Genomic DNA, 20,817 nt, shown 5'->3' on the forward strand with positions numbered 1-20,817 from the left:
GCCTGGGACAGGACACTGGAAGTGAACGTCACTGCCCCACTCATCCTGGCCCAAGCGATAGGCCCTCGCATCCCCGCTGGCGGAAGCATCGTCAACATTGCCAGCACCGACGCGTACGTGGGCTCGTTCCAGGGCATCGCCTACTCAGCCAGCAAGGCCGCACTTCTCTCAGTCACCAAGAGCCTTGCCAACGTATTGGGACCGCGCGGCGTCCGGGTCAACGCGGTAACACCGGGCTGGGTCGACTCGGGCATACTGACCGAGTCGTACGAGGCATCGACTCTCACTCCCCTGGGCCGCAACGGGAGTCCCGAAGACATCGCGAAAGTCGTCGCCTTCCTCCTCAGCTCCGACGCCGCCTTCATCACCGGGGCATCAATCGTGGCCGACGGCGGATATACCGGGGTCGACTACTTCATGAAGAAGGAGGACCAATCATCGAGCTGAAAGCCGGATGCTTTCGGATAGGCGCGGTCCTAGTAGTCGATGGCCTTCCGGTCCATGGACTTCAGCGCAGCGAGCCGGGCTTCCACTTCGGTCTGCTCACCGAGGTCTTCCAGGGAGGCGAACTGGGCATCGAGGGATGACGCGGCGAGTTCCTGCTGGCCGCGGACCGTGGCCTCCTGGCGGCGGATGTTGTCCTCGTACCGGCCGATCGCCGAGGTCGGGTCTCCGGCGTCCAGGGACTTGAGCGCATCGTTGACCTGGGACTGGGCAGCGGCGACCCGGGCCCGGTTGACCAGCTGGTTGCGCTTGGCCGTAAGCTCCCCGAGCTTGCCCTTCATCTGATCCAGGCCGTTCTTGAGCTTGTCGACGACCTCGTTCTGGGCGGCCAGACCGGGTGCCTGGGCTTTGGCGGTGGATTCGGCCGTCATCTGCCGCTGAAGGGCGAGCTTGGCGAGGTTGTCGAACTTCTGCGCGTCGGGGTTGCCGGCGGACCGGAACTCGTCGCCCTTCCTGGACGCGGCCAGAGCCTTCCGGCCCCATTCGTTGGCCTCGGCGAGGTTGCGTCTGTGCTCATCCTCGGCCATGCGGAGGTTGCCGATGGTCTGCGCTACTGCGGCCTCGGCTTCACGGATGTTCTCCGAGTAGTCCCGGATCATCTGGTCCAGCATCTGCTGGGGGTCTTCAGCTGAGTCCAGGAGGGCGTTGATGTTGGCCTTGGCGAGCTGGGCTACTCGGGCGAAAATACTCTGCTTCACGGTGGTCTTTCTATCGGGGAGGTGAATCGCATTTTATGTGTACGGCACCACCGGGGACCACACCCTGGCCCTGGGGTGCCACTATTCCCTCTGCCGGCAGACGCGCACCCGAATGACCTCTACGACGCCGGCCAGTGCCATCGGAAACGCCACGACGGCGGCAAGGTGGCGCTTCAGATCGTACGGGGAATCCATAGTCGCCAAGCCCACCAGAATCCCTGGCAGGCCGACGCAGATGGTTACCCAGAGGCGGTTGTCCCGGGCTCCGGACCAGGCGGCAAGGTTCGCTGCATCAACCACGCTGGGGCGGCCGAAACTAAAGACATCACCGCAGAGCAAAGGACTTCTGTAATGGCAGCAGCCAAAATGTGTCGAACCCCTGCGGGCCGTTTTGGACTCTGAATAGACGACCCGCATACGCGGGTATACCGTATGTCATTTTCACAAGTCGCGTGCAAGTTAAAAGACATGGGCAATGCCGAGGTCCTTGAAGCCATATAAATCGCTTCTGATGCGGCTGCGCGTTGGCCTGCCGCCCTCGCTTCTCACTGATATGGGAGCGGCGTCGTGGAGTCAGGAGCGATGGTTGCCAGCGAAGCTTCCTCGTCATCTCCGATGTTGCTTGGCGACCCGTTGACAGGCGGCCGTGAAAGTGACATTCCGGCCGAGTCCCCGTAGCTCACGGAATGAGCGCCCGTATCCGTCGCACGGAAGTGATAGGGCGCCACTATGTCGCACATTTTCTCAACCTCGCGCCAGAACCTCGGGTCGACCCAGTAGCCTGTATGACTCAGGATGTTTGGTAAGGGCTGGCCGAACACGAATTTGTCCGTCATAGGGTCGATCATGCTCATATCGATCTTTCTAAGCGACGCCGACCACGCCTTGGTAGCGACGGGCCCACCGATGTAGTCGGTCGCGTAGAAGACGTTGCGCCAGTGGATGTCGCCGAACCCTCCATGCCCCTTGGCAAAACTCTGCAGGAGCCCGTCGCTGAACAACGCGGGAAACGCCCACCGGTATAGCTTCGCCAGCGGAGAGCCCAGTGTTACCAGCCCGACGGGATTCTCCTCCGTGCGCTCGGACTGACGCGCCAAGACGGCAGCGGTCAGGGCGCTCCCTTGCGAATGTGCAGTCAAGACTACCCTTCCCCCGAAATCATGCAGCCACCAAATCCGTCTTGTCAGCTCCGGCACCGCACGTTCGGTATACGAGGGTGGGGCGAATGGATGGAATGAACGCGGGAAGAACGTTCCGACGTCGAAGGGCGACATCATCGCCCTTCTAACCCTTTCGTTTCGGAACATCAGTCTCAGCGCCGCCACGTACGACACAGGTAGCAACACGCTCAGCCACGTGACCAGTTCGGCAACCCATGTCTGGGGATCCCAGATCTGCGTGACGACGAGCAGGGTCCCCAAAACACCCACAGCAGAGACCGTAATCGCTAGAATTGCTGCGAGGTTGGGTGTGTACTCGCCGATCAGACACGCCCGCGCAGCCTGCCGCACCCATTTGCTTGGACGGCTTTTCGTTGCCCTGGCTAGGGCAGACCTTGAGTGGTCGAACGGGGCAGGTTCGAACGCCGACACTGTCCATGCGTCCCTGCGTTCCTGGGCAGTCGCGGCTTTCGCGGGAGCCCTCGTCAACGAACCGGATCGCATTTCCGCCTCGTCATAGGCGGTCCTGAGTTCATCCACGAGAGAGGATGCCTTAGCCTTCGATTTCGCGGCCAACCATATCCAGACGGCCACGCCGAACAAGCCGAGTACGACGATAACACCCAGGGCAAGCACGGAGGCTATGGACATCACAGCCTTCGGGACCCAAAGTGCAGGGCCCACCGTTGGCTCCAGTACGCCTCTCTCTGGCCTGAACCCGTAGCTGACCTCTCCGAGCCCCCCGGCCGCGAGCATCATTAGAGACAACAGCACCGCGTTACCAAGGATGAGTGCCACGACATTCAGAACGACCGGTGCGGCAAACGGGAACACTTTAAGAGTGCCGCGCGCTTTCGCTCTAACCCACTTCAGCTCCGCCCTTCGGCCCTCGAAGTCCCCGCGCCTCCGAGCCTCCTTCGCCGCTTTCCACCACCGGGCACCCCACGCCGTTACTTGCTGAACGACCAGGGGGAACAGCAATAGGAGGGCGAGCCCCCAACTGACCGTGACCGACTCGATCCCTGGTGCTACGCCGACCGGTTGAAGAACTGTCTTGGCGCCGCCATCGTCCGCCTGAACGAGTTCAAGAGGCAGAGTCCACGCCGCGACAGAGGTGATGAAGAGGAAAACGCCCGAAAATATTAGCGTTCCGCGGGCGAAGTACTCGTGGGCTGCGTCCGTCGCGAGCATCCCGACGATAATCAAGACGACGACGATGGAAGCTGCGGTCGCAAGCCGAGCGACAACCATAGGAGAATTGGCCGGGAGGTTCATGCGCTCCCCGAGCTCGGACACGCACCAGCCCAGCGTCCCTGTTGGAACTGCGACGCTCGCCGCCAGATGCAGATCCGACAAGTGCTTGTGCCACAACCACCCTGACCAGAACTGGGCGCTCCGCAATCCCCCTTTCTGCGCAGCGGCACACCGAACCCCAGGCGCGGGCAGGGTTCGAAAGGGTGTTGGCGGCTCGACTCTTTCATATCTGGTCCGCGAACGGCATGCGAGGACGAAGAAGAGTAGCGCGACTGCAACGGGGACGATAACTCCCAGGGCCAGCCGGATTCCGGGGCGCTCATGGAGGAAGTTCAACGCAGGTAACCAGCTCGCGGCCACCAGACGTCTGCTGCACTGGAGCTGCCCAAGGCACTGGTAAGCGAAGGTGTCCAGGCTCAGTATCGTGACTATGACCGCGGCGTGGAGAGTCAGCACCAGGGCGGCAAGGCGCGCAAACCACCGGAAAATCCACGTCGTCGGCTCTTGAGTTGCTTCCTCCTCGCCCGATTTCACACGGCTTCGAGCCATCCACCCGGCCATGTTGGCAAGCATGGATGGCATCAACAGCGTCCAGAGCACGCGAAGCGGGGAGTGTGAGGTAAGGCCACCCCACGAGTACGCCTCTCGGTGCCTACCGCGATCGTCCGATGTCCTGTAGAACCCTGCGATGGCATCTCCCGCCACCCGCTTTGGGCTCAAGTCGCAGAGAAGCTCTTCTGGTCGGGTGCCGCCCACGCCGTGTACACGAATTTCCGTAAGACCGTGTAGGACCACTGTGTCGCGAAAGTGGCCGGCTGAGTTCTTATTTTCGCTCATCATTTGCCTCATATACATCACGTTGTTATGTGGCAGCCGTGAAGCAAGTCTCCTCGTAGCCAGGAAGAACCTCACATTAGGTGAAAATCAGGCGTGGACGCCTCTGTTGCGGTCGGCGGCCGACGTACGACTGCGCCGCCGAAGGAATTACCAACAAGAGGAAGCCCCTGATGCAACGGTTCTTCATGGCCTCTTGGTCGGCATCGTCGGTCTCGCGTGTATTCGCCGTACTTCTGACCCAGCGACGCTTGGTCCACGTCCTGACCTGCTCCGGTCGAAAGGTAGAATGGTTACCCGGCGCCTGTGGGGACGGCTCTCTGGTTAGCGCCGTTACCAGCCCCCGCGGGCTTTCCGCCGTCGGTAGCTGGAACTCGAACTGCGGCCGGAGGAGCCGAGCCAACGCCTACATTGGCGGGAGCTGTTCCAGGCTGCGGGGCAGAGCTGATCGCATGAGCGAGAACCATTTGCTTGCTGAGCGGACTTGCGCCGGAGCCGCTGAAGTCCCGTTCGGATTCCCTGATAAGCTTCTTCCGCGGAAAGTCCGTTATCGCGATGCAATAGGTCTTTGGATTGAGGTAGCTGTCTGTGAACTTGTGGGTCCGCCTGTCGTAGTCGATGGTCAAACGGGGATGACCGCCGACCGCCGCCACTGAGAACTTCGCCCCAACTTTGATGTCAGGGACCTTGCCGTTTGCCATGCGTGCCTCCTAAAGGACCGAGAAACTTCAACCGGGAGACCTTTGGCAAACTTTACTCAGGAATTCCACTTCGTCTAGCGTCTTTCCTAATCCTTCTTTCTGAGGCTGTGGGACCCGCCAACAATGCACGTGGGATGTCTTGGACTTATCCTCCTCGTTGGCGCTGTGATGTCCGTGTGGTCGCCGGCAAGCGAAGGATCTGGCCCAACATACTGGAGCTGGTCTTGGCAGTTTGACGGAGTTGTTCAATGAGTTAATGCGAGGCCTTTCAACGGCCTAAGGTGCTTGCACGACCTGCCTAAGGAGATGGCCCCCAATGCTCAAAACCAAGCAGTTGCCCGGCGGCACAACACAGACTATAAACGCCTTCTGGAATGCGACGGCCACGGCCTTCTTCCAAAGACCCGCCGGCGCGATCATCAACTTCAAGTGCGGCAAAGGACGGCTCAGTGTGAACCGGCAGCGACAGGCCCTAGACGGGAAATCGATAAAGAAGCTCACTGTCGGCAAAGGATCACTGCATTTCGGCACGAAGGCGCGTGAAAGTTCCAGTCGCCTCCGAAGTTTCCTACGACGCGTACCCTGGTGACGTTGCCCAACAATTCCCCGAGTTTAAGTTCTAGCTGCCCCGACCACATATGGCTAAGGGGCTCCCGGATCCGAAAGGACACCCGGGATCACGCCGCAGACATCCGCCACGTCATAGGTTCGGCGGCCTGTGACGTGCTTGGCTTGGAACGTAGAGGCCAGATGCACCAGCGGGACGAGCCGATGCAGCTCGAGCTCAGTCGCTACGGCGAATTCCGGGCAAGCGACGAGTTCGACCAGCGTTAAATGACCGCCACTTAAAGCCGGGTTCAACTAAAGCTGTCTGCTGCGCCTAGCTGAATTCGTGGCGTACCGCTGCCCGGACCCATGCGGAGCGGGAGCCGATCCGGTTGGTCTGGCCGGTCCGGTGGACGCGGGCCTTCTGGTCCGCGTGTGCGCCGGCCGCTCCTGAGGCAGCGAACTGGACCCGGCGGCTGACGAGCTCGGCAGTCTGGGCGAAGCCGTGACGGGTCTTCTTCGTGGCTGGCATGACGGTCCTTTCGGGAAGCCTGGCGAAGCGTATCCGCTTCCGAGTCCATGTGTGCGGCAGCCCCGGCAAGGTGCCATCAGAGGCTGGCCGACATCTCTCACCCTCTTGAGCATGGCCGGGGCAGTCCGCAGCTATTCTGGGGGAACGGGCAAGGCGGCCCGCCATTGTGGGCAGGGGGATCATGGGCCAGGAACAGGTAGCGATCAAGTTCGAGGCGGCGTGGAGTGTTTTTGCCCAGACCTGCAGCCACTTCTGGGCGCCGGAACCCTCGTACCAAGCGTGGTTCGCCCACTACTTGATCTCTCAGTTCGGCATCGACAGGGTCGCCCGTGAGCCGATCATCCACATCAAGAACTTCTCCGAGTCCGCGTTGAAGGCCAAGGTCGGCGGCGGTGAGGTTCGTCCCGACGTCGTGGTCACGCGGGAGCCTGGCATCATGATGCCGCACTACGCGAACCGACTCGGCAAAGCGTCCGATCTTTCGGGCCTGGGGCTCCTGAAGGATCTCGCGGTCATCAGCGAACTGAAGATCGGCGCCTCCGCCCAGGGTGGCCTGAGCCTGAAGTCGTTGAAGCGGGACGCGGACAAGCTCACGCTCCTGTTGACCGAGTTCCAGCTCCAGCACCCGGGCACCGAGCCGCCGCTGGCTTACCTCTGTGTGCTCGACAACCACGGCCGGAAGCAGTTCAACCCGGATGCTCTGGAGCAGTACTGCGCCGCGGAAGCTCCAGGGGTGAAGCCGCTGATTGCCTCTACCGACGCCCGGCCGGTGGTCAGCGCGGACAGGTTCATCACCCGGTGACTGCACCCCGCCGGCGCGCCCCGGACCCGGAGCTCGTCCAGATGTACAGGCAGGGCGTTCCCGCACCGAAGATTGCGGCAGCCAAGGGGATGGCCGAGAGTACCGTCCGCTATCACCTGCACCTGGCCGCCCAGACAGAACCTGGGCTCAGGGATGAGCACCAGGCAGCCTTGGGCAAGGCCATCAGGAACACCGCAGCCGGGATGCGGAACCTGAACGACACCATCGCGTTCTTCGAAGCGGAAGGCCGGCTGCCGACAACCGGCGGGAAGTCCGCGCGGGAGAGGTCGCTGGGTTCCTGGCTCCACGCCCGCCGGCAGGCCGCCGAGGCGGGCACCCTCTCCCCCCTCTACCGGGAAGGGCTGGCTGCCATCCCCGGCTGGGACACTCAGTCGAGCAGGACCGAGGTAAACGCCGCCCGGTGGGACCAGCGGCTCGCAGAGCTATCCGACTACCGGGCGGCCGGCCACGACTGGCCGCGGCACAAGGGACCGGCCACCGAGCAGGAGCGGGTGCTGGGTGTGTGGCTGCACGTACAGCGGATCAGCCTCCGCGAAGGCAAGCTGACCCCGGACCGTGAGGGAAGGCTGGACGGACAGCTACCTGGCTGGCGGGAAGGCCGTGCACGAAGCGGCGGCAGGCGGACAGCTTCACGACCTGGCGACTGAGGCCTGACGATCTCCCAACTACCGGAAGAGAGCGCCCGGCGGCAGATTCTCAGGGGCGAGGGCCGAACCGGCACTGAAACCGAAAGCCACAACGACCTTGCTCGTATCCCAGCCGCTCAGATCCTGGTTGAAAGCCCCGGTGTCCCTGAACATCTGGTCCATCATGACCACCTGAGAGGTGTCCCAATTGCTGATGTCGCGGTTGAACGACGAACCGTCAAACATGCTGCTCATGATGGTCGCACTCGAGGTATCCCAGCCGCTGAGATCCCCGTTGAATGGCGAGTCTTCAAACATGTTGGCAAAGCTGTCCACGCTTGAGGTGTCCCAGCCACTGATGTCACCGTTGAACGCGGCGCCGGAGAACATCCCTGCCATCCTCTCGACGCTTGAGGTGTCCCAGCCGCTGATGTCGCCGGTGAACTCGGGCCGGTAGAACAGGCTCGTCATATCCCGTGCGTTCGATGTGTCCCAACGGCTGATGTCGCTGTTGAAACGTGAAGCCGTGAACATGTTCGACATGTTCTGCACGCTGAAAGTGTCCCACGCACTGAGGTCACCATTAAATTCTGAGTCGCTGAACATAGTCGACATACTCGTGACCTTGGATGTATCCCACTCGCTGATGTCTCCGTTGAATGGGGTGAAGTAGAACATGTAGGTCATGTCCGTGACGCTTGAGGTGTCCCAGCCGCTGATGTCGCCGTTGAAGGACGAGAAATAGAAAATGGATGCCATGTCTGTGACGCTTGATGTGTCCCAGGTTCCGCTCAAGGCAAGCTTGTGGTGCTGTCAAAGAAGGAACGCATGCTGGTAATGGACTCCGGAGGACTGTTCATGCTGGTGAGATTCGTGGCAAAAGCGAACGCTGCCTCAGCCTCCACCGTTCCGGTATCGCCCCATTCGGTCACGGCAGTCAGGCAGTCGTAGGACCAATCGGGCAAGTTCTGGCCGACCCAGCCGGTGAACGTCCCCTCGATCACAATGGTCCGCGGCCCTGGTGTGCCCGCATAGGGGTGGGAAGGGAATTCGCTGGAGAATTTCTCGACGGTTCCATCGCCCCAATCAAGGGTGGCATCGATGACCCCTGTTAGAGGCAGAGTTATGGTGGTGCACGGACCCATCCAAGGCGAGTTGGGGAGGCTGGTGTCCCATTCCGTTGTCATCCTTGCGATCTCCGGAAAGGGTTGGCCGGTGACCTCGATGGCCATTGAATCCAGATCGGGGCGTGCTACGCAGCCGGTGTCGACTGGGCCTGACACCTCGATGGGTGTCGGAGCGTTGCTGGTGGTCAGGAAAGCCCGCCCACTGTCAGATCTGGAGGCGGCGACGTAGCAGCTGCCGTCGGCATGGGTGATGGTTCCCAAACCGGCGGTTACAGCTATTCCGGTGTCTTTTAGGGAGGCAAGGTTCTGAAACCGGCCGCGCTGGACCTTTGTGATTCCCTGGCCTGTTCCCACGGCCTCCAGCCTCTGCTTGGCTGCATGGTCCTGGGCGAACGGGATAACACCGAAGACCGCAGCGAGGACACCCCCGGCCATGATGGCGACCGCCACCGCGCCGACCAGGACAGATGTGAGATCAAAAGCCCCCGCGGAGGAGCGCAGCACTTTCGACAGGTTTCGCCGCAGACGACGAGGAGAGACGGGTGACATGATGCTTCCTTGACCGCGTGGACGTGAGAATCACCTGGGACCATGCGTAGGTCCGCCGCACTGTAGTTCTGGCAGTCTCATTTTTGAAGCGGACAATGGCACTGCGTCGCGCGGCCTCCCGAATCGCTCTAAGGAAAGCGGTGGCTCGTCGGCCGCAGGCCTGCTCAGAGGGTCCGGACGACGATGAGCTTGTGGCCTTCAGGGACCAGAGCCTCGAGTGCCGCTTTGGCTTCCTCGTAGGTTCCGCCTTGTGCGGTGACGCGGTCGTGACTGCCGTCTGGGGCTTCAATGGTGCCTGTAATCTCCACCCCATACTTTAGCCTCGTCACCGCGCCCCTATCTCCGGCTCTCGCGTGCAGGGGACCGGGTAGCCCCTAAGTTTGGAAACAGGTACCTCGACCCGTGTGCGTCGTCCGTGGGCTCCCCTAATGTGTGAAACGGGGCCCGGCGGTGAGTGGTGCGGTCAGACCGCACGCACGCACCACCACAGCCATCGCCGGCCCCTTCTATTCCGCGGCTTCCAGGTGGAATTCGACCCGGTACTTCATGAACCGGATGTTGCTTGCCATCGAGAGTGCCCGCCGGATCCGCAGGTCGTCTTCCTGGGCGATGATGACGCCTTCGACGCTCTGTCCGGGTTCGAGCAGGGTTTCGTGGACGAAGCCCATGTACCGCTGGATCTGGCCGACAACGGAGTCGCTGGCCCGGCCGCGCTTGAGCTCAACCACCAGTAGGCGGGTCTTGTCTTTGCTGATCGCGAGGATGTCTAGGGGGCCGGTGTCGGTCGGGTACTGCTGACCGACCGGCTGGCCGTCCTCCGTGTAGATGTCGTACTCGCGGCCCAGGGAGGTACTGGCCCAGTTGTGGACCAGGAAGTCCTCGAGCTGCTTCTCCATCTGGAAAGCCAGCTGGTCCTCAACCTGGGCGGAGATCGCCTGGGTGATGGGCTGGGCCGGGTCGGCCAGCTGCGTGAGCGTGGCGAGCTCGGCGGCGTGCGCAGTCAGCTGGAACACCGTCATCAGCGAGCCGGCCGATGACGCCAAAGTGGGACTCATGTCGTCCCGGCTGAAGGAACCCTTCCAGTCGACCCGGCGCCGGTGCGGCAGGTCCGTGCCCGGGTGGTATTCGTAGCCGCCGGTGACGATGCCGTACTGGTAGGTGCGGTCCGGCTTGGGTGCCAGGACGAGGTCGCCCTCGGTGATTCCTTCGCAGGCCCACCAAAGGTTGCCCGCGGCGAGGCCGGCAGCGACTTTGGTCTTGTCCGGTTCCTGCCCGAGGAACACCTGGATCGCGGCGGAGCGGAACGCCTCCGACCCTTCGCCCAGATGCGGGGTGAGGTCGTAGTCGCCGATGAAGTCCACGCCCATGTAACCGGCTTCGATCATTTCTTCGGCGTTCCGGCCACGCGTGCCCTGCCGGACCATCCATGCTGTCGTCATTGCTCTCCAAGTGTTTGGGGCCCAGTGGGGGCCTCATTGCCTTCCTGAAGGTATCCCATGCGGAGGTATACCGTCCGACGGCATGGCCGGTGGGCTCAGTCATCTGGTAAGCGCTAAGCGCCGCGCGCCGCGCGCCGGACTCCGAGCGGGGTGCAGATGTACAGGCAGGGCATCCCGTCCCCTAGGATCGCGGTCCTGGCCGGGCCGCCCACAGTACGGTACGCCGCCACCTTCTTCTGGCCGCCAAGGCGTGCGCGGGACTGCGGACCGCGCACAAGACAGCCTTCGGCGCCGCCACCCGCCAAACATCGGCCGGCCGACAGAATCTGGTTGACGTCGTGGCGTTCGACGAGCCGACTGGCCGGCCGCCCACCACCGGCGCGAAGACTGCACGGGAACGGCCCTGGGCATTTGGCTGCACCGCCGCCGGCAGGACGCCGCCGCGGGCATCCTCTCCCCCGCCTACCGCGAAGGCCTGGACGCGATTCCAGACTGGGACGTCCCGCCAACAACGAGGCCCGAACTCGCGGAGTACTTGGCTGCCGGCAACGATTGGCCGCGCCACAACGGCTTGCATACCGGGCAGGAACGGTCCTCGGCATACGGCTGCACGAACAGCGCATCGGCAGCCGCGAAGGCAAGCTGGGGGTCGACCGGGTTGAGCGGCTGGATGCTTCGGTTCCTGGCTGGCGGGAAATCCGCCGTTGCGGCTAGGGCGGCAGCGGGATTTCAAAGCTGATCAGAGGGTACGGACAGGACGCGACTTGTGGCCCTCAGGGAGCATGCCTCCAAGCCAGCCTGTCAGCCGTAGCGCAGGCGCTTGTTGGTGCATCGGTAAACCAAGAGTGGCTCGCCGGGTGTGATCCGTCTATCAACGCAAATTCATGGCGTTACCGCTACGAATACGCAATGCCGCATTTACTCGGCGGCACGCCATCCAGATCCACGGGCAGGACACACCCGGGCGACATCAGCCGGACAGGTCGAACTCGCGCTTCTGACTGGCCCGGCGCTCGAGTCCCTACGGCCGGTGACATGGAAGGGATGGCCAGTCAAGGCGGTGTGGAGCTCACATCAACGGAAGACGTCGCCGAACGCCTGATCGCAACGTGAATGAAGCAAGTTGCGTTCGTACCAGTGTTGGGGGCGAGAAGCGTTGAACCCGAAAGAAGTTGCCCACTGACCATTAGGCCCGGGAACCGTCCCTAGAATCGATGACAAAGCCCCTGGGCGACGTGCATGTGAATTCCTCCTTATGAATTCGTCGGAGTCACCGCCCATCCGCCACGCGGACCCGGTATTCCCCGTTGCCGGTGGTTCCGAAACGGTGTCACAGGCCGCACGTACACTCTGACCATGGTGCGGGAACTACACAACGACGATGCGGGCCGCTACCTCGTGGCCACCGCCACAGGCAGCCACTACGTGCTCGATCTGAAGGCCAGAACGGTGACGCGGCAGATGGGTGCCAGCGCGCCACTTGTCGATTATCTCGACGCGGGGTTCTCGCAGCTGCGTCGCGACGGGGAGGCACTAGGGCTGCTCCTACTCGAGTCATGTGCTGTCGGGGCGTCCGCCCGCTTCTGGATCCACGTCCGCGAAGACATCCCCACTCTCAGGATGACGTCACCGGTTGTGCGGATCGATGCACTGGACCCTTCGGGGGCATGAATTGAGCGCCTATGCTGGTCCTGCATACCTGATACCGTCCCCGAGCCGTATCGAAATCATCATTCATGAGTCGGACGGCGCGTGGTGGCAGATCGTTGCCGCCGTTGGGCCGCTCGTCGTCATCCTCGGAGTCGTCTCCTTCGCGGCGATCGGTTGGCTCCGGCTTCGGGATCGCAAGACAAAGGCTGGAAGCCGGTCAGATTGGTGGCCGCGAGCAGTATGGGCGTTGGAAGCAAGCCTGGAGGATGATCCGAAGAGACGCGAGGTCGGCTTCGCTGCTTTGCAACTCCTCAATGAAAGCAGTCTTTCCGGCAAGGAGGAGAGCTTGATTATCGCTGAAGCCTGGAGGAGCCCGCTCCGAGACGTGAGGACGTTGAGCCGAGCGGCCGAGAATGAAAGCGATCCACGGACGAGCACGGATCCCAGGGAAGAGCGGGTGATCGTCAGAGCAGCTCGCCTTCGGCTTTCGACTGACAACAAGCAAGGCATCGCTAGCCCGTGGTGGGTGAAGGAAATTGCAAAGCGACCCCTTTAACCCGAAACTCTTGCTTTCCTGGCTTACCCTCTAGCGGCCCCTAACGTGCAGGGACTCTACTGTCAGGGTTAACGGGCCGGGTCTCACCAAGACCGCGTTTCCCCAGCGGTTGTACTCATGTGCCAGCACGTTTACCCTGGTTCTCTCGCCGGTCGGATGCTGGAGTTCATGAGTAACTTGGACATGCCAATGTCCACAGAACACGTGGCCGGGTTTCAGCTCATCGACCACCATCTGAATGATTTCCCTTGTCTGGTTAGCCCTCGCCAGAACGTCTGCAGGCAGGTCCATTTCACTTTTCATGGGTACACCAGCGGGCACATCATGTGTCAGGAGGATGTCAACGTGTCCGCCTGCCACAAGGTTCAAGGCTTCCTCTGGGGTTGGCTCCTCATTGGCCCACCAGTCCTTCCCTTCCGTCCTAAGAGGAGGACCATCGAGACTGAAGGCGCCGCCTAGGGCTCCCACCGTCAGGCCTTCGATGGTTGCACGCCTTCCGCGGGGTAGGAAACGAATGTGGGGTCTCCAAGTGGCGAGCCCATCTGGTTGCACAGGCAAGGACGACAGGGTGTCCCAGTTGTCGTGGTTTCCCCCGCACGTCACCATGGTCATGCCTTCGGCGGCCAGTAGCCTCTCCAGGCGTGTTTCCAGGCGGGCTCGGTTCCGGCCGGGCCAGTCGAGTCCTAAGTCCCCGACTTGAAGAATTGTCCGGACGTTCTCGCGGGCACATGAGACTGCCACATCCCTGAGCCATTGGATGTCTCCATGCACATCGCCCACGACGGCCAGCGGCCGCATTTCGTTCATAGGGCTCCTTAGGACTTACTACTCGAGAAGGGCTATCGGGATGCCTGGTCCTACAAGGATCGCGCAGGATGGATAGTCGAATTCATCCAGTGAAATCGGCCCGACCTCCAGCCAGATGGGTCTGCCTTCAAGGCAGGCGTCACCGATGCGAGCCTTCACATCCTGCAATGAGTCATCGCCAAGCTCAAGCGACAAGCCTTGGTAGAGAATCCTTGACATTCACCCTCCCTTGTCGGTTAGCTGTCTATTGCTATCTTGGCAACTGCCACTGACAATCCTCGGCCACAAACAGAGGGCACAATCAAGGGGATCCCCATCCTGCCCATGCGGTCCGGCATCTACCCTGCTGGGTTTTACGGACCCAAGTGTGGTGCGACGGCTGGTCCCGCTTGCAAAAGTTAGGGTTGGGCCAGCGCCCGCCGACGAAAGCAGACCTTATGACCCCACCATGCCCGGCACATGGCGTGAGCCGCATCGAGACGTCAAGATCCCCTTCGAACAGGCACTCGAGGAGTGGTCAGAGGTGTCGGTGCCGATACTGGTAGAAGTCGCCGGGACGTACGGCGGCTACATCACCTACTCGGAACTTGCTTCTCGACTCAACCGGGCCACTGGTATCCACACCGGCCAACTGCTGTCGAACTGGAGCGGAAAACTACTTAACCGTGTGATCCACCTCTGTCGTGAAAACGGCCTCCCAGCCCGTTCAGCTCTAGTGGTGCATGCTTCAGACGGAACAGTAGGCAAGGGGTTTGACGAAGTGTTCCGCGCGTCCAACCGGAACGTGCCCCATACGGAGATTGAACGGGAAAGGGCAGCTGCGGCCGAACGCTTGGAATGCTACCGCGTCTACTGCTCGACCATTCCGGCTGACGCTGAGCCCCAGCTGACGCGACAGTACGAGGCGCGGGTAAATCCGAGAAAGAAAGATACTTCAAGGACTAACAAAGTGTGCCCCTTGCATGGAATCCAGCTGCCCGCCACGGGATTCTGCGACGACTGCACCTGAGCAGTTCTACGGCGGTCCATGCCTGGTCCCAGCCGCGGTACACGTTGTCCAGCCGAGTCCACGCCAGCGGTCCAGGCGGTCCAGCCGAGTCCACACCAGCGGTCCAGGTGGTCCAGCCGGGTCCACGCCAGCGGTCCAGGTGGTCCAGCCGAGTCCAGTTGTGGTGGACCCGGCATGCTCAGATCCCAAGCCCAACACCCAGGCGGCGAAGTGGTGGAACTGCGCATCTTCGGCGAGGAGGAAGACACGATAGCCTTCACCGATGGACTGGCTTTCCATGACAGCCTTGGCCAGCGGTACGGGCCGCCGTACCGGCTCCCTGCCCTTCACCAAGGATCCCGATGTCCTGTCAGCCACGAGTGCCTTATTGACGTTGCCGACGCCGCTAAGAAGTGCGAGCCCGAGCGGGTGGACCCGAACCGGGTCGAGCACAAGAGCTACGTCGTGTCCATGTCGATGGCGCTGTACTCCGACTAGGGCGGCGCTGTCCCGGCCCTTCAACCCGGCGGCAACCTGCCGTTCGATTCACAATCCGAATATTGGAAACTTCACCCATAGGATGCGTATATGCAGACGAAAACGGCGGACGGACTGGTCCGCCTCACAGACACCGCGGTCATCATGGAATTTGGCGCGCAGGCCTTACCGGTCAAGCGGGAAGCCTCCCCTCGGGTGATCCCCTACGAGCACATCTTGGAGATCGACTTCGAGGCCCCAAAGGTGTTGAAGCATGGCCACTTGCGCCTCATCCTCAGGGAGGGGCAGGCGGCGATTGCTCCGGCTATCGACACCTACTTGACGGTGCTCCTGAACAAGAAGGAAGCGGCAGCTCTCCACGAGGCTCTTCAGCAGCGGGTCAGCGGCGTGGAATACGTCGCACCGCCGCCCTCAAACGAGCCGGATCAGGTGGACCGCGAGCCCACCGCAGCCGAGCTTGGAGGGGTCTTCAAGGCCGCCTTCACCTTCCCGACGACGTTCCAGGACCTGACCCTGGCCGGTGGCGAGTTGAAGAAGCAGGCCGGTGGCGGCCTGTTGCCCCCGAAGGTGTGGCCAATCGCCGAGTGTGAAGCCCATGTTGAGACGGGGGCAGCGGTCAGCGCCAGGGTCACCGCAACGCGAGTTGTCGCCGGAGCTATGCTGGCAGGTAAAGCCGGGGCGGTCGTGGGTGCCATAGCAAAGAAGGACAGGACGAAGGTCTACCTGAACATCATCACTCCCGACGACGTCATCCTGAAGGAGGTTCGCGGACTTGATGAAACGAAGGCTCGGAAGTTTGCGACCAAGGTGAACAACGCTGCTGCAGAATACAAGGCCAGCCCTGTTGGTCACCAGAATGCCGCAGCACTGGAGGTAGCAGCAGCTGCGAGGGCAGTAGCCGCGCCGGGAGATGTCCCTCCTCCGCCTCCCCCAGGGAACGTTCCTGCCGGCTGGTATCAGCGAGGGGATGTCCAGCAGTACTGGGACGGAAACGCCTGGACGGACCACACCGCACCCCTGGCACCGCAGTAAGCGCATGAGAACGGCCGCCCTAGATCACTTGGGCGGCCGTTCCTTCTTCTGCAGCTACCGGAGACGGTTTCCAGTACCTGGTACTTGTCGTTCTTCGGGAAGGTGTGACGCTCCGACCACCCCACCTTGTACTCCCCCTCCGGGACCAGGATCGTCCGGGAGTTCGTGACCGGCCGGCCATCGTCCTCACGCCGGTCGGCCGGGATGTCGCAGATGGTATGGGCCACCGGTCCTAAACCAAAGTGCTGCCACGGCACGGAGGTACCGAACTTACGGTGGTGCAGTTCTGCCTCGTTTTACCGGTGTCCACGTCCCCCTTCTTGCTGAAGCACGAGGCCCCCATTCTCCACTGGCCTCGTTAGGGACCTGCTACAAGCTGGCCGATGGCGGGCGAGAAATTCCAGTCGGCTCGCTGTCCGGGACTATCCGCACAACGACTTCCTCGCCGAGGGTCAGCTCGACAGCGATGCTCCTGATGTGCTCTAGATCCAGCCCCACCAGATGCTTGTGGAGCGCTGCCTGCAGATCAGCGGTGATCTCCTCCTCGTCGTCGCCGGTCCGGTCCCCCAGAGAGGTCACCGCGGCGTTGATCCCTTCCTCAGGGGCGGCGAGGCAGATACGGTATTCAATTGCGCCTGCCGACGGGCCATCATGCTCCTGCACTATCAAGGGACTGGGAGTCCCGGGCGTCGCTGTCGGCAGCCCGATAAAGGCGCGCATCCGGTCGTTGTCCGGGGTCCCCTCCGGGTGCTCCAAGGCTATTGCCTGCGCCCACGCCGCGGCGCGCGGGTCCTCGTCACCTCGATGCATAACCGCCAGGTCCTCAACATCAAGCCCGGCTTCCCTGCCAACGCCGGCGATCACCTTTTGCTCCTTCGCGTACCGCTTGGCCAGGGTGGCCGTTTCCTCCAGCCCCATCATCCGGATGTGACGTTCCATCTGGTCATTGCCGGCAAGGCGCGCGAGTCGGTACCTCCTGAGGCTTTCAGGATCCAGGTCTTCAAGGCGGTCGTGCCGGTTCTCGTCATGCGGTGTCATGAGGAAAGTGTAGCCAAGGCCATACATAACCGTGCGGGCCATTCTGGGCACAGAACCACCGAGTTCAGCAACGGCCGGAATCTGCGGGCCGATGTCTAGCGCCACCACCGGGCTGTCAGCGGCTACCGCTCCCCCGCCACCCAGGCGCAGGTCCACGAGAAGCACACCGCGGTGCTCGGGCCGGATACTGCCGCAACGGTCAGCGCACCCCATGGCCATTCCGAACACCAGACCGGATGGGCGATGGACATAGCTGGCGGCAACGGTCCGTGCAGCTTCGAGTCCTGCTTCGCTGAACTGCCGGCCGGCAAATGGGCCGCGGCCAACGCCCTCCGCTTCGGCTTCATCGTCCGCTACCCGTCCGGCGCCGAGCAGATCACCGGCTACGCCTACGAGCCCTGGCACCTGCGCTTCGTCGGCGTGGACGCGGCCACCGACATCTCAGTCCGCGGCATCACGATGGAGGAGTACGTCATCTCCGTCGCCCGTCCCGGCCAGCAGTGAATGCTTCGACGTCGGCCCCTGCCCAGGCGGCACTGCAGGCAAGCGGACATTTTCGGCTGACTGCCTCGCTTCCCAAATCCGGCGGCGGTCAACGACGGCCAGAGGCGCTGACGTGGGGAGACTCTGCGACGCGCCGCCGGGCCGACTTCGCTGCTTCGGGAATCTCTTGACGGGCACCGCCGCGGCGGCCAGCATTCAGCCACGAGCGCCTTTCGTCCCGACGTCTCGCCCACTCACGATGGAAGGCGCTCTCATGTCCCGCTTACGTTTCCAAGCTCCCGTCGCTGTCGCCGGAATCCTGTTTGCTTCCGCCGGCTCGGCTTCGGCGGCTGCACCTGAGCACTTCGGCCCGGACGTCCAGTCGGGCACCGGCATCGCCGACTGCGGTGACTTTGACGCGTCCATCAGCGGAACCGTGTCCACCCGTTACACGGTGTTCAAGGACGCGGACGGCAACGTGACCGGCTTCAAGCAGTTCGTCTCCGCCCCCGCCGACACCTGGACGAACCTGGAGACGCAGAAGAGCATCGTGGTCCGGGGCCACTTCGTCCAGACCTGGGATGCGGAGAGCAGCAACCTCACGGTTGTCGGGTTCCGCTACGTCGTGAACGAAGCCAGCGAAGGGGTGACCGTCCAGGAGGTCGGGCGCATTGTTTACGCCGACCAGTCCGAGCAAGAGATCCTCGCCATGGCCGGCCAGCATGACATCTCCAACTGGGACCTGATCGGGCCGGTGTTGTGCGGCGCGCTTGAGTGATACCGACCGGCGATAGCCGCCGCCGCTTCCACCACCCCCGACCCGCCGGCTCTGCTGGCTGCCATCCGGAGCGAAGCGAAGGGCGGGCGATAGCCCTGGTGTCGTCGGCCTGTGAGTCAGTGTGAGTGCTGTGAGTCTTGTGGGTGGAGGTCGGAGTGGAGGCATATTTAAGAGGGGACTCAGGCGCTGCGCGCCTTCGCCCCAAACCTTTGCGTTCCCCTTCCCGTTTTCCCTTTCCGCTGTACGTGACCTTTGAGTTCTCCTTCTTCACTGTTCGTTCTCTCTACGTCGACCCTGTCGGCCAGGGCGCTGCGCGCCCGGTGCCGACGGGTGGGCCCGCACCCTGCGGGGCCGCGTCCGTCGCTGCGCTCCTTCCGGGCCCCTTGGGGGCTGCTTTCTCCTGGTGACTGGGCCTTCCCTGCGGGGCTAGGCGGCTGCGCCGCCCGTGACGCTGCACTGGTCGTTGTCTTCTCGTCGGGGCTTCCCTTGGGGCTGGCTTCTTTAGGCGCTTCGCGCCGGGGACATGGCCCAAGAGCTGAGCTTCTCGTGTCGCGTCTCGTTGTCTGGCCGTTCCTCTGAGAGCTCTCCTTGGCCCGGCTGCCGCCGGGCTGGCCTCCTTTCCGTGGGGCTTCTTGTTGTCGGTCCGTTGTCCGGCTGCTCCGCAGCAGCTTCCCCATGAGATGGCCTCTCTGAAGGACAAGGCCTGCGGCCTGGAGCCGGACTTCGTCCGTCCGAAGAGCTGGTCGTTGGCTGAACGGATCGTGTAGCTGTTCGTGCCGCTGGACGATGACTTGAAGGTTCTCCTCGCTGCTCGCGCAGCGCGATGACGGGTCGATGACTTGGCGTTCCACGCATCGTTGACCCCTGCCTTCCCGGGGCGCAGCCCCTACAACCACAAGACTCCCTGAAGAGAAGGCACTGGCTGTTCCACGACGGGCCTGCGCGCAGCGCTCCCTGTCCGGCTGACTGCAAGCCGAGGCTGGGACTGGATGGGGCACTCCCTGGGGCGGAGCCCCTTTGCTTGTAGGCCGCGAGCTGACGGGTTGGGACGCAGTCCCGTCGGATGGGGGTCGGCCGGAGGTCCCTGATGGGTGAGGCTGAGGGCGGAGCCCGGCCACCGAAGGGCCGCAGGCCAGCGGCGCGCAGCGCTGCTCTTCTGCGAGGGATGCCGCACACTGGATTGGTACAAGCCGCGGCCCGAGAAGATGAGGGTTCCTATCCTGCACAAACCACACGTAGGAGAGGCCCGAAGCCGGGCGCGGACCTGAATCCTGGCTTCCGGGGTTTCGCGGGATTTCCATTCGCGGGTAGGCGATCCAAAATCGCGCTTATCCCGCATATGAGGTTTCTCAGCAGCGGGGGCTGATTCTACGCATGGTCTAGGGCATGGACCTCAGGATTTTCCGCCTCGCCCGCGCCGGCGGCATCGATACCAACCCCACCACCTTCACGCAGCGGGCCGGGACCTTCGCTTCCGCTGTCGCCCAGAACGGTGCAGCGACCCTGCTGACCCGCCGCGAGGCAACCGGGCTTCACGGCTACGTCATCCTGGACGGCAAGACGGTGGCCGCCAACGCGCCGGTCCACCTGGCCCACACTGTCGGTGCCCGTGCCGAAGAGACCGAGATGCCGACCGATCTGGCCGACTCACCCGCCATCGGGCGCCTGGTCTTCCGCAACTCACCGGCCCTTCGCGAGACCCAGTCCGGCATCGACCCAACCGAGCTTCCCCGCATCCTGGCCAACGCACTCCCGGCCGACTCCTGGGTCGCCGTCTCGATGCGCGCGCCCTCGAACAAGGAGCGGAAGCGGTACTCGCCCTGGCTGGCCAACCGGCTCGGCACCGCCACCCCGGTCCACCACTCCACCTCCCCGGCGGCCATGGTCATCTCCATCACCGCCGGCGGCGCCTCCCAGGACGAAGTCCGCTCCGTCCTGGCCCAGGTCACCGCAGGGCTGCCCGGCTTCGACCTCGATTCGGATGTCACCTTCCCGGCGACCCGCCACCGCGCAGCCATCGGCGCCTTCATCGCCCCGGCCCTCGCCGCCGCCGCCCTCATCGGGGTCCCGTTCATTCCCGCCGACGTCGTCGCCCTGGCCCCGGCGGTCTTCAGCTTCCTCACCCCGGTGCTGCTCGGCCTCGCCGTGATCGCAGGCATCGCCGCCGCGGCCGCCTTCACCGGCAAGCTCGTCG

General features: G+C 63.0%; 20 protein-coding genes and 2 pseudogenes. 11 read left to right on the forward strand and 11 right to left on the reverse strand.

Annotated elements, in window-relative coordinates; all coding sequences use genetic code 11:
• Positions 1-447, forward strand: a 447-nt coding sequence (locus DBR22_RS01815; RefSeq protein WP_146187337.1) for an SDR family NAD(P)-dependent oxidoreductase, incomplete at its 5' end; no start/stop codon positions are given.
• A 29-nt stretch (positions 448-476) separates the two neighbouring features.
• Here the strand turns inward: DBR22_RS01815 and DBR22_RS01820 are convergent.
• The 4 genes from DBR22_RS01820 to DBR22_RS01840 form a co-directional block, all read right to left on the reverse strand.
• Positions 477-1,202 carry a PspA/IM30 family protein gene (locus tag DBR22_RS01820; protein ID WP_108597518.1) on the reverse strand — a complete coding sequence of 242 codons (726 nt, stop codon included), beginning with the start codon at positions 1,200-1,202 and terminating at the stop codon, positions 477-479.
• Positions 1,203-1,283: 81 nt separating this feature from the next.
• Complete coding sequence (locus tag DBR22_RS01825; RefSeq protein ID WP_146187338.1) at positions 1,284-1,502, reverse strand: hypothetical protein; 219 nt, start codon at positions 1,500-1,502, stop codon at positions 1,284-1,286.
• Positions 1,503-1,747: 245 nt separating this feature from the next.
• Positions 1,748-4,216, reverse strand: a complete 2,469-nt coding sequence (locus DBR22_RS01830; protein ID WP_181364982.1) for a hypothetical protein — start codon at positions 4,214-4,216, stop codon at positions 1,748-1,750.
• A gap of 1,815 nt (positions 4,217-6,031) precedes the next feature.
• On the reverse strand, positions 6,032-6,229 hold the full coding sequence (locus DBR22_RS01840; RefSeq protein WP_108597522.1) for a hypothetical protein: 198 nt from the start codon (positions 6,227-6,229) through the stop codon (positions 6,032-6,034).
• Between the two features lie 181 nt (positions 6,230-6,410).
• Between DBR22_RS01840 and DBR22_RS01845 the strand changes: the two genes are divergently transcribed.
• Positions 6,411-7,031 (forward strand): hypothetical protein, encoded by a 621-nt coding sequence (locus tag DBR22_RS01845; protein WP_108597523.1) that lies wholly within the window; start codon positions 6,411-6,413, stop codon positions 7,029-7,031.
• Complete coding sequence (locus tag DBR22_RS01850; RefSeq protein ID WP_108597524.1) at positions 7,028-7,699, forward strand: helicase associated domain-containing protein; 672 nt, start codon at positions 7,028-7,030, stop codon at positions 7,697-7,699. Before DBR22_RS01845 ends, DBR22_RS01850 begins: the two co-directional genes overlap by 4 nt.
• A gap of 18 nt (positions 7,700-7,717) precedes the next feature.
• Here the strand turns inward: DBR22_RS01850 and DBR22_RS01855 are convergent, their stop codons facing one another.
• The 4 genes from DBR22_RS01855 to DBR22_RS01865 form a co-directional block, all read right to left on the reverse strand.
• A complete protein-coding gene (locus DBR22_RS01855; protein WP_258229009.1) occupies positions 7,718-8,473 on the reverse strand; it encodes a BspA family leucine-rich repeat surface protein in 756 nt (251 codons plus the stop codon).
• Complete coding sequence (locus tag DBR22_RS01860; RefSeq protein ID WP_146187340.1) at positions 8,470-9,354, reverse strand: hypothetical protein; 885 nt, start codon at positions 9,352-9,354, stop codon at positions 8,470-8,472. The genes DBR22_RS01855 and DBR22_RS01860 overlap by 4 nt, the downstream gene beginning before the upstream one ends.
• Positions 9,355-9,518: 164 nt before the next feature.
• Positions 9,519-9,662 (reverse strand): hypothetical protein, encoded by a 144-nt coding sequence (locus DBR22_RS23665; RefSeq protein WP_181364983.1) that lies wholly within the window; start codon positions 9,660-9,662, stop codon positions 9,519-9,521.
• 198 nt (positions 9,663-9,860) lie between these two features.
• Complete coding sequence (locus DBR22_RS01865; protein ID WP_108597527.1) at positions 9,861-10,793, reverse strand: endonuclease NucS domain-containing protein; 933 nt, start codon at positions 10,791-10,793, stop codon at positions 9,861-9,863.
• Between the two features lie 1,356 nt (positions 10,794-12,149).
• Between DBR22_RS01865 and DBR22_RS01870 the strand changes: the two genes are divergently transcribed.
• Positions 12,150-12,464, forward strand: a complete 315-nt coding sequence (locus DBR22_RS01870) for a hypothetical protein (protein ID WP_108597528.1) — start codon at positions 12,150-12,152, stop codon at positions 12,462-12,464.
• Position 12,465: 1 nt separating this feature from the next.
• Positions 12,466-12,999 (forward strand): hypothetical protein, encoded by a 534-nt coding sequence (locus tag DBR22_RS01875; RefSeq protein ID WP_181364984.1) that lies wholly within the window; start codon positions 12,466-12,468, stop codon positions 12,997-12,999.
• A 30-nt stretch (positions 13,000-13,029) separates the two neighbouring features.
• Here the strand turns inward: DBR22_RS01875 and DBR22_RS01880 are convergent, their stop codons facing one another.
• Positions 13,030-13,806 (reverse strand): metallophosphoesterase family protein, encoded by a 777-nt coding sequence (locus tag DBR22_RS01880; protein ID WP_108597530.1) that lies wholly within the window; start codon positions 13,804-13,806, stop codon positions 13,030-13,032.
• 18 nt (positions 13,807-13,824) lie between these two features.
• Positions 13,825-14,025, reverse strand: coding sequence for a hypothetical protein (locus tag DBR22_RS01885; protein ID WP_108597531.1), 201 nt, complete (start codon positions 14,023-14,025; stop codon positions 13,825-13,827).
• A gap of 229 nt (positions 14,026-14,254) precedes the next feature.
• Between DBR22_RS01885 and DBR22_RS01890 the strand changes: the two genes are divergently transcribed.
• The 3 genes from DBR22_RS01890 (at position 14,255) to DBR22_RS01900 (ending at position 16,324) form a co-directional block, all read left to right on the forward strand.
• Complete coding sequence (locus tag DBR22_RS01890; RefSeq protein ID WP_258229010.1) at positions 14,255-14,815, forward strand: hypothetical protein; 561 nt, start codon at positions 14,255-14,257, stop codon at positions 14,813-14,815.
• A 174-nt stretch (positions 14,816-14,989) separates the two neighbouring features.
• Positions 14,990-15,292 carry a hypothetical protein gene (locus tag DBR22_RS01895; RefSeq protein ID WP_146187341.1) on the forward strand — a complete coding sequence of 101 codons (303 nt, stop codon included), beginning with the start codon at positions 14,990-14,992 and terminating at the stop codon, positions 15,290-15,292.
• A 90-nt stretch (positions 15,293-15,382) separates the two neighbouring features.
• Entirely contained in the window at positions 15,383-16,324 is a 942-nt protein-coding gene (locus DBR22_RS01900) for a DUF2510 domain-containing protein (protein ID WP_108597534.1), read from the forward strand.
• Positions 16,325-16,693: 369 nt separating this feature from the next.
• On the opposite strand, the gene DBR22_RS01905 is transcribed toward DBR22_RS01900, so the two are convergent.
• Positions 16,694-17,362, reverse strand: a complete 669-nt coding sequence (locus DBR22_RS01905) for a hypothetical protein (RefSeq protein ID WP_181364985.1) — start codon at positions 17,360-17,362, stop codon at positions 16,694-16,696.
• 120 nt (positions 17,363-17,482) lie between these two features.
• On the opposite strand from DBR22_RS01905, the pseudogene DBR22_RS01910 reads away from it, so the two are divergent.
• The 3 genes and pseudogenes from DBR22_RS01910 to DBR22_RS01920 all read left to right on the forward strand — a co-directional run.
• Positions 17,483-17,866, forward strand: a pseudogene (locus tag DBR22_RS01910) (M15 family metallopeptidase); the annotation flags it as partial.
• Between the two features lie 253 nt (positions 17,867-18,119).
• Positions 18,120-18,623: a hypothetical protein gene (locus DBR22_RS01915; RefSeq protein WP_108597536.1), complete on the forward strand. Its 504-nt coding sequence runs from the start codon at positions 18,120-18,122 to the stop codon at positions 18,621-18,623.
• Positions 18,624-20,009: 1,386 nt separating this feature from the next.
• Positions 20,010-20,817, forward strand: a pseudogene (locus DBR22_RS01920) (type IV secretory system conjugative DNA transfer family protein); the annotation flags it as partial.

The organism is Arthrobacter sp. HMWF013, assembly GCF_003061105.1.
GTDB lineage: Bacteria > Actinomycetota > Actinomycetes > Actinomycetales > Micrococcaceae > Arthrobacter.

Bases quoted from the DNA above. Each gene is read 5' to 3' on its own strand.
- DBR22_RS01840 (WP_108597522.1), bottom strand. From the start codon at position 6,229: ATGCCAGCCACGAAGAAGACCCGTCACGGCTTCGCCCAGACTGCCGAG.
- DBR22_RS01845 (WP_108597523.1), top strand. From the start codon at position 6,411: ATGGGCCAGGAACAGGTAGCGATCAAGTTCGAGGCGGCGTGGAGTGTT.
- DBR22_RS01860 (WP_146187340.1), bottom strand. From the start codon at position 9,354: ATGTCACCCGTCTCTCCTCGTCGTCTGCGGCGAAACCTGTCGAAAGTG.
- DBR22_RS01865 (WP_108597527.1), bottom strand. From the start codon at position 10,793: ATGACGACAGCATGGATGGTCCGGCAGGGCACGCGTGGCCGGAACGCC.
- DBR22_RS01870 (WP_108597528.1), top strand. From the start codon at position 12,150: ATGGTGCGGGAACTACACAACGACGATGCGGGCCGCTACCTCGTGGCC.
- DBR22_RS01880 (WP_108597530.1), bottom strand. From the start codon at position 13,806: ATGAACGAAATGCGGCCGCTGGCCGTCGTGGGCGATGTGCATGGAGAC.
- DBR22_RS01885 (WP_108597531.1), bottom strand. From the start codon at position 14,025: ATGTCAAGGATTCTCTACCAAGGCTTGTCGCTTGAGCTTGGCGATGAC.
- DBR22_RS01890 (WP_258229010.1), top strand. From the start codon at position 14,255: ATGCCCGGCACATGGCGTGAGCCGCATCGAGACGTCAAGATCCCCTTC.
- DBR22_RS01895 (WP_146187341.1), top strand. From the start codon at position 14,990: ATGCTCAGATCCCAAGCCCAACACCCAGGCGGCGAAGTGGTGGAACTG.
- DBR22_RS01900 (WP_108597534.1), top strand. From the start codon at position 15,383: ATGCAGACGAAAACGGCGGACGGACTGGTCCGCCTCACAGACACCGCG.
- DBR22_RS01905 (WP_181364985.1), bottom strand. From the start codon at position 17,362: ATGACACCGCATGACGAGAACCGGCACGACCGCCTTGAAGACCTGGAT.
- DBR22_RS01915 (WP_108597536.1), top strand. From the start codon at position 18,120: ATGTCCCGCTTACGTTTCCAAGCTCCCGTCGCTGTCGCCGGAATCCTG.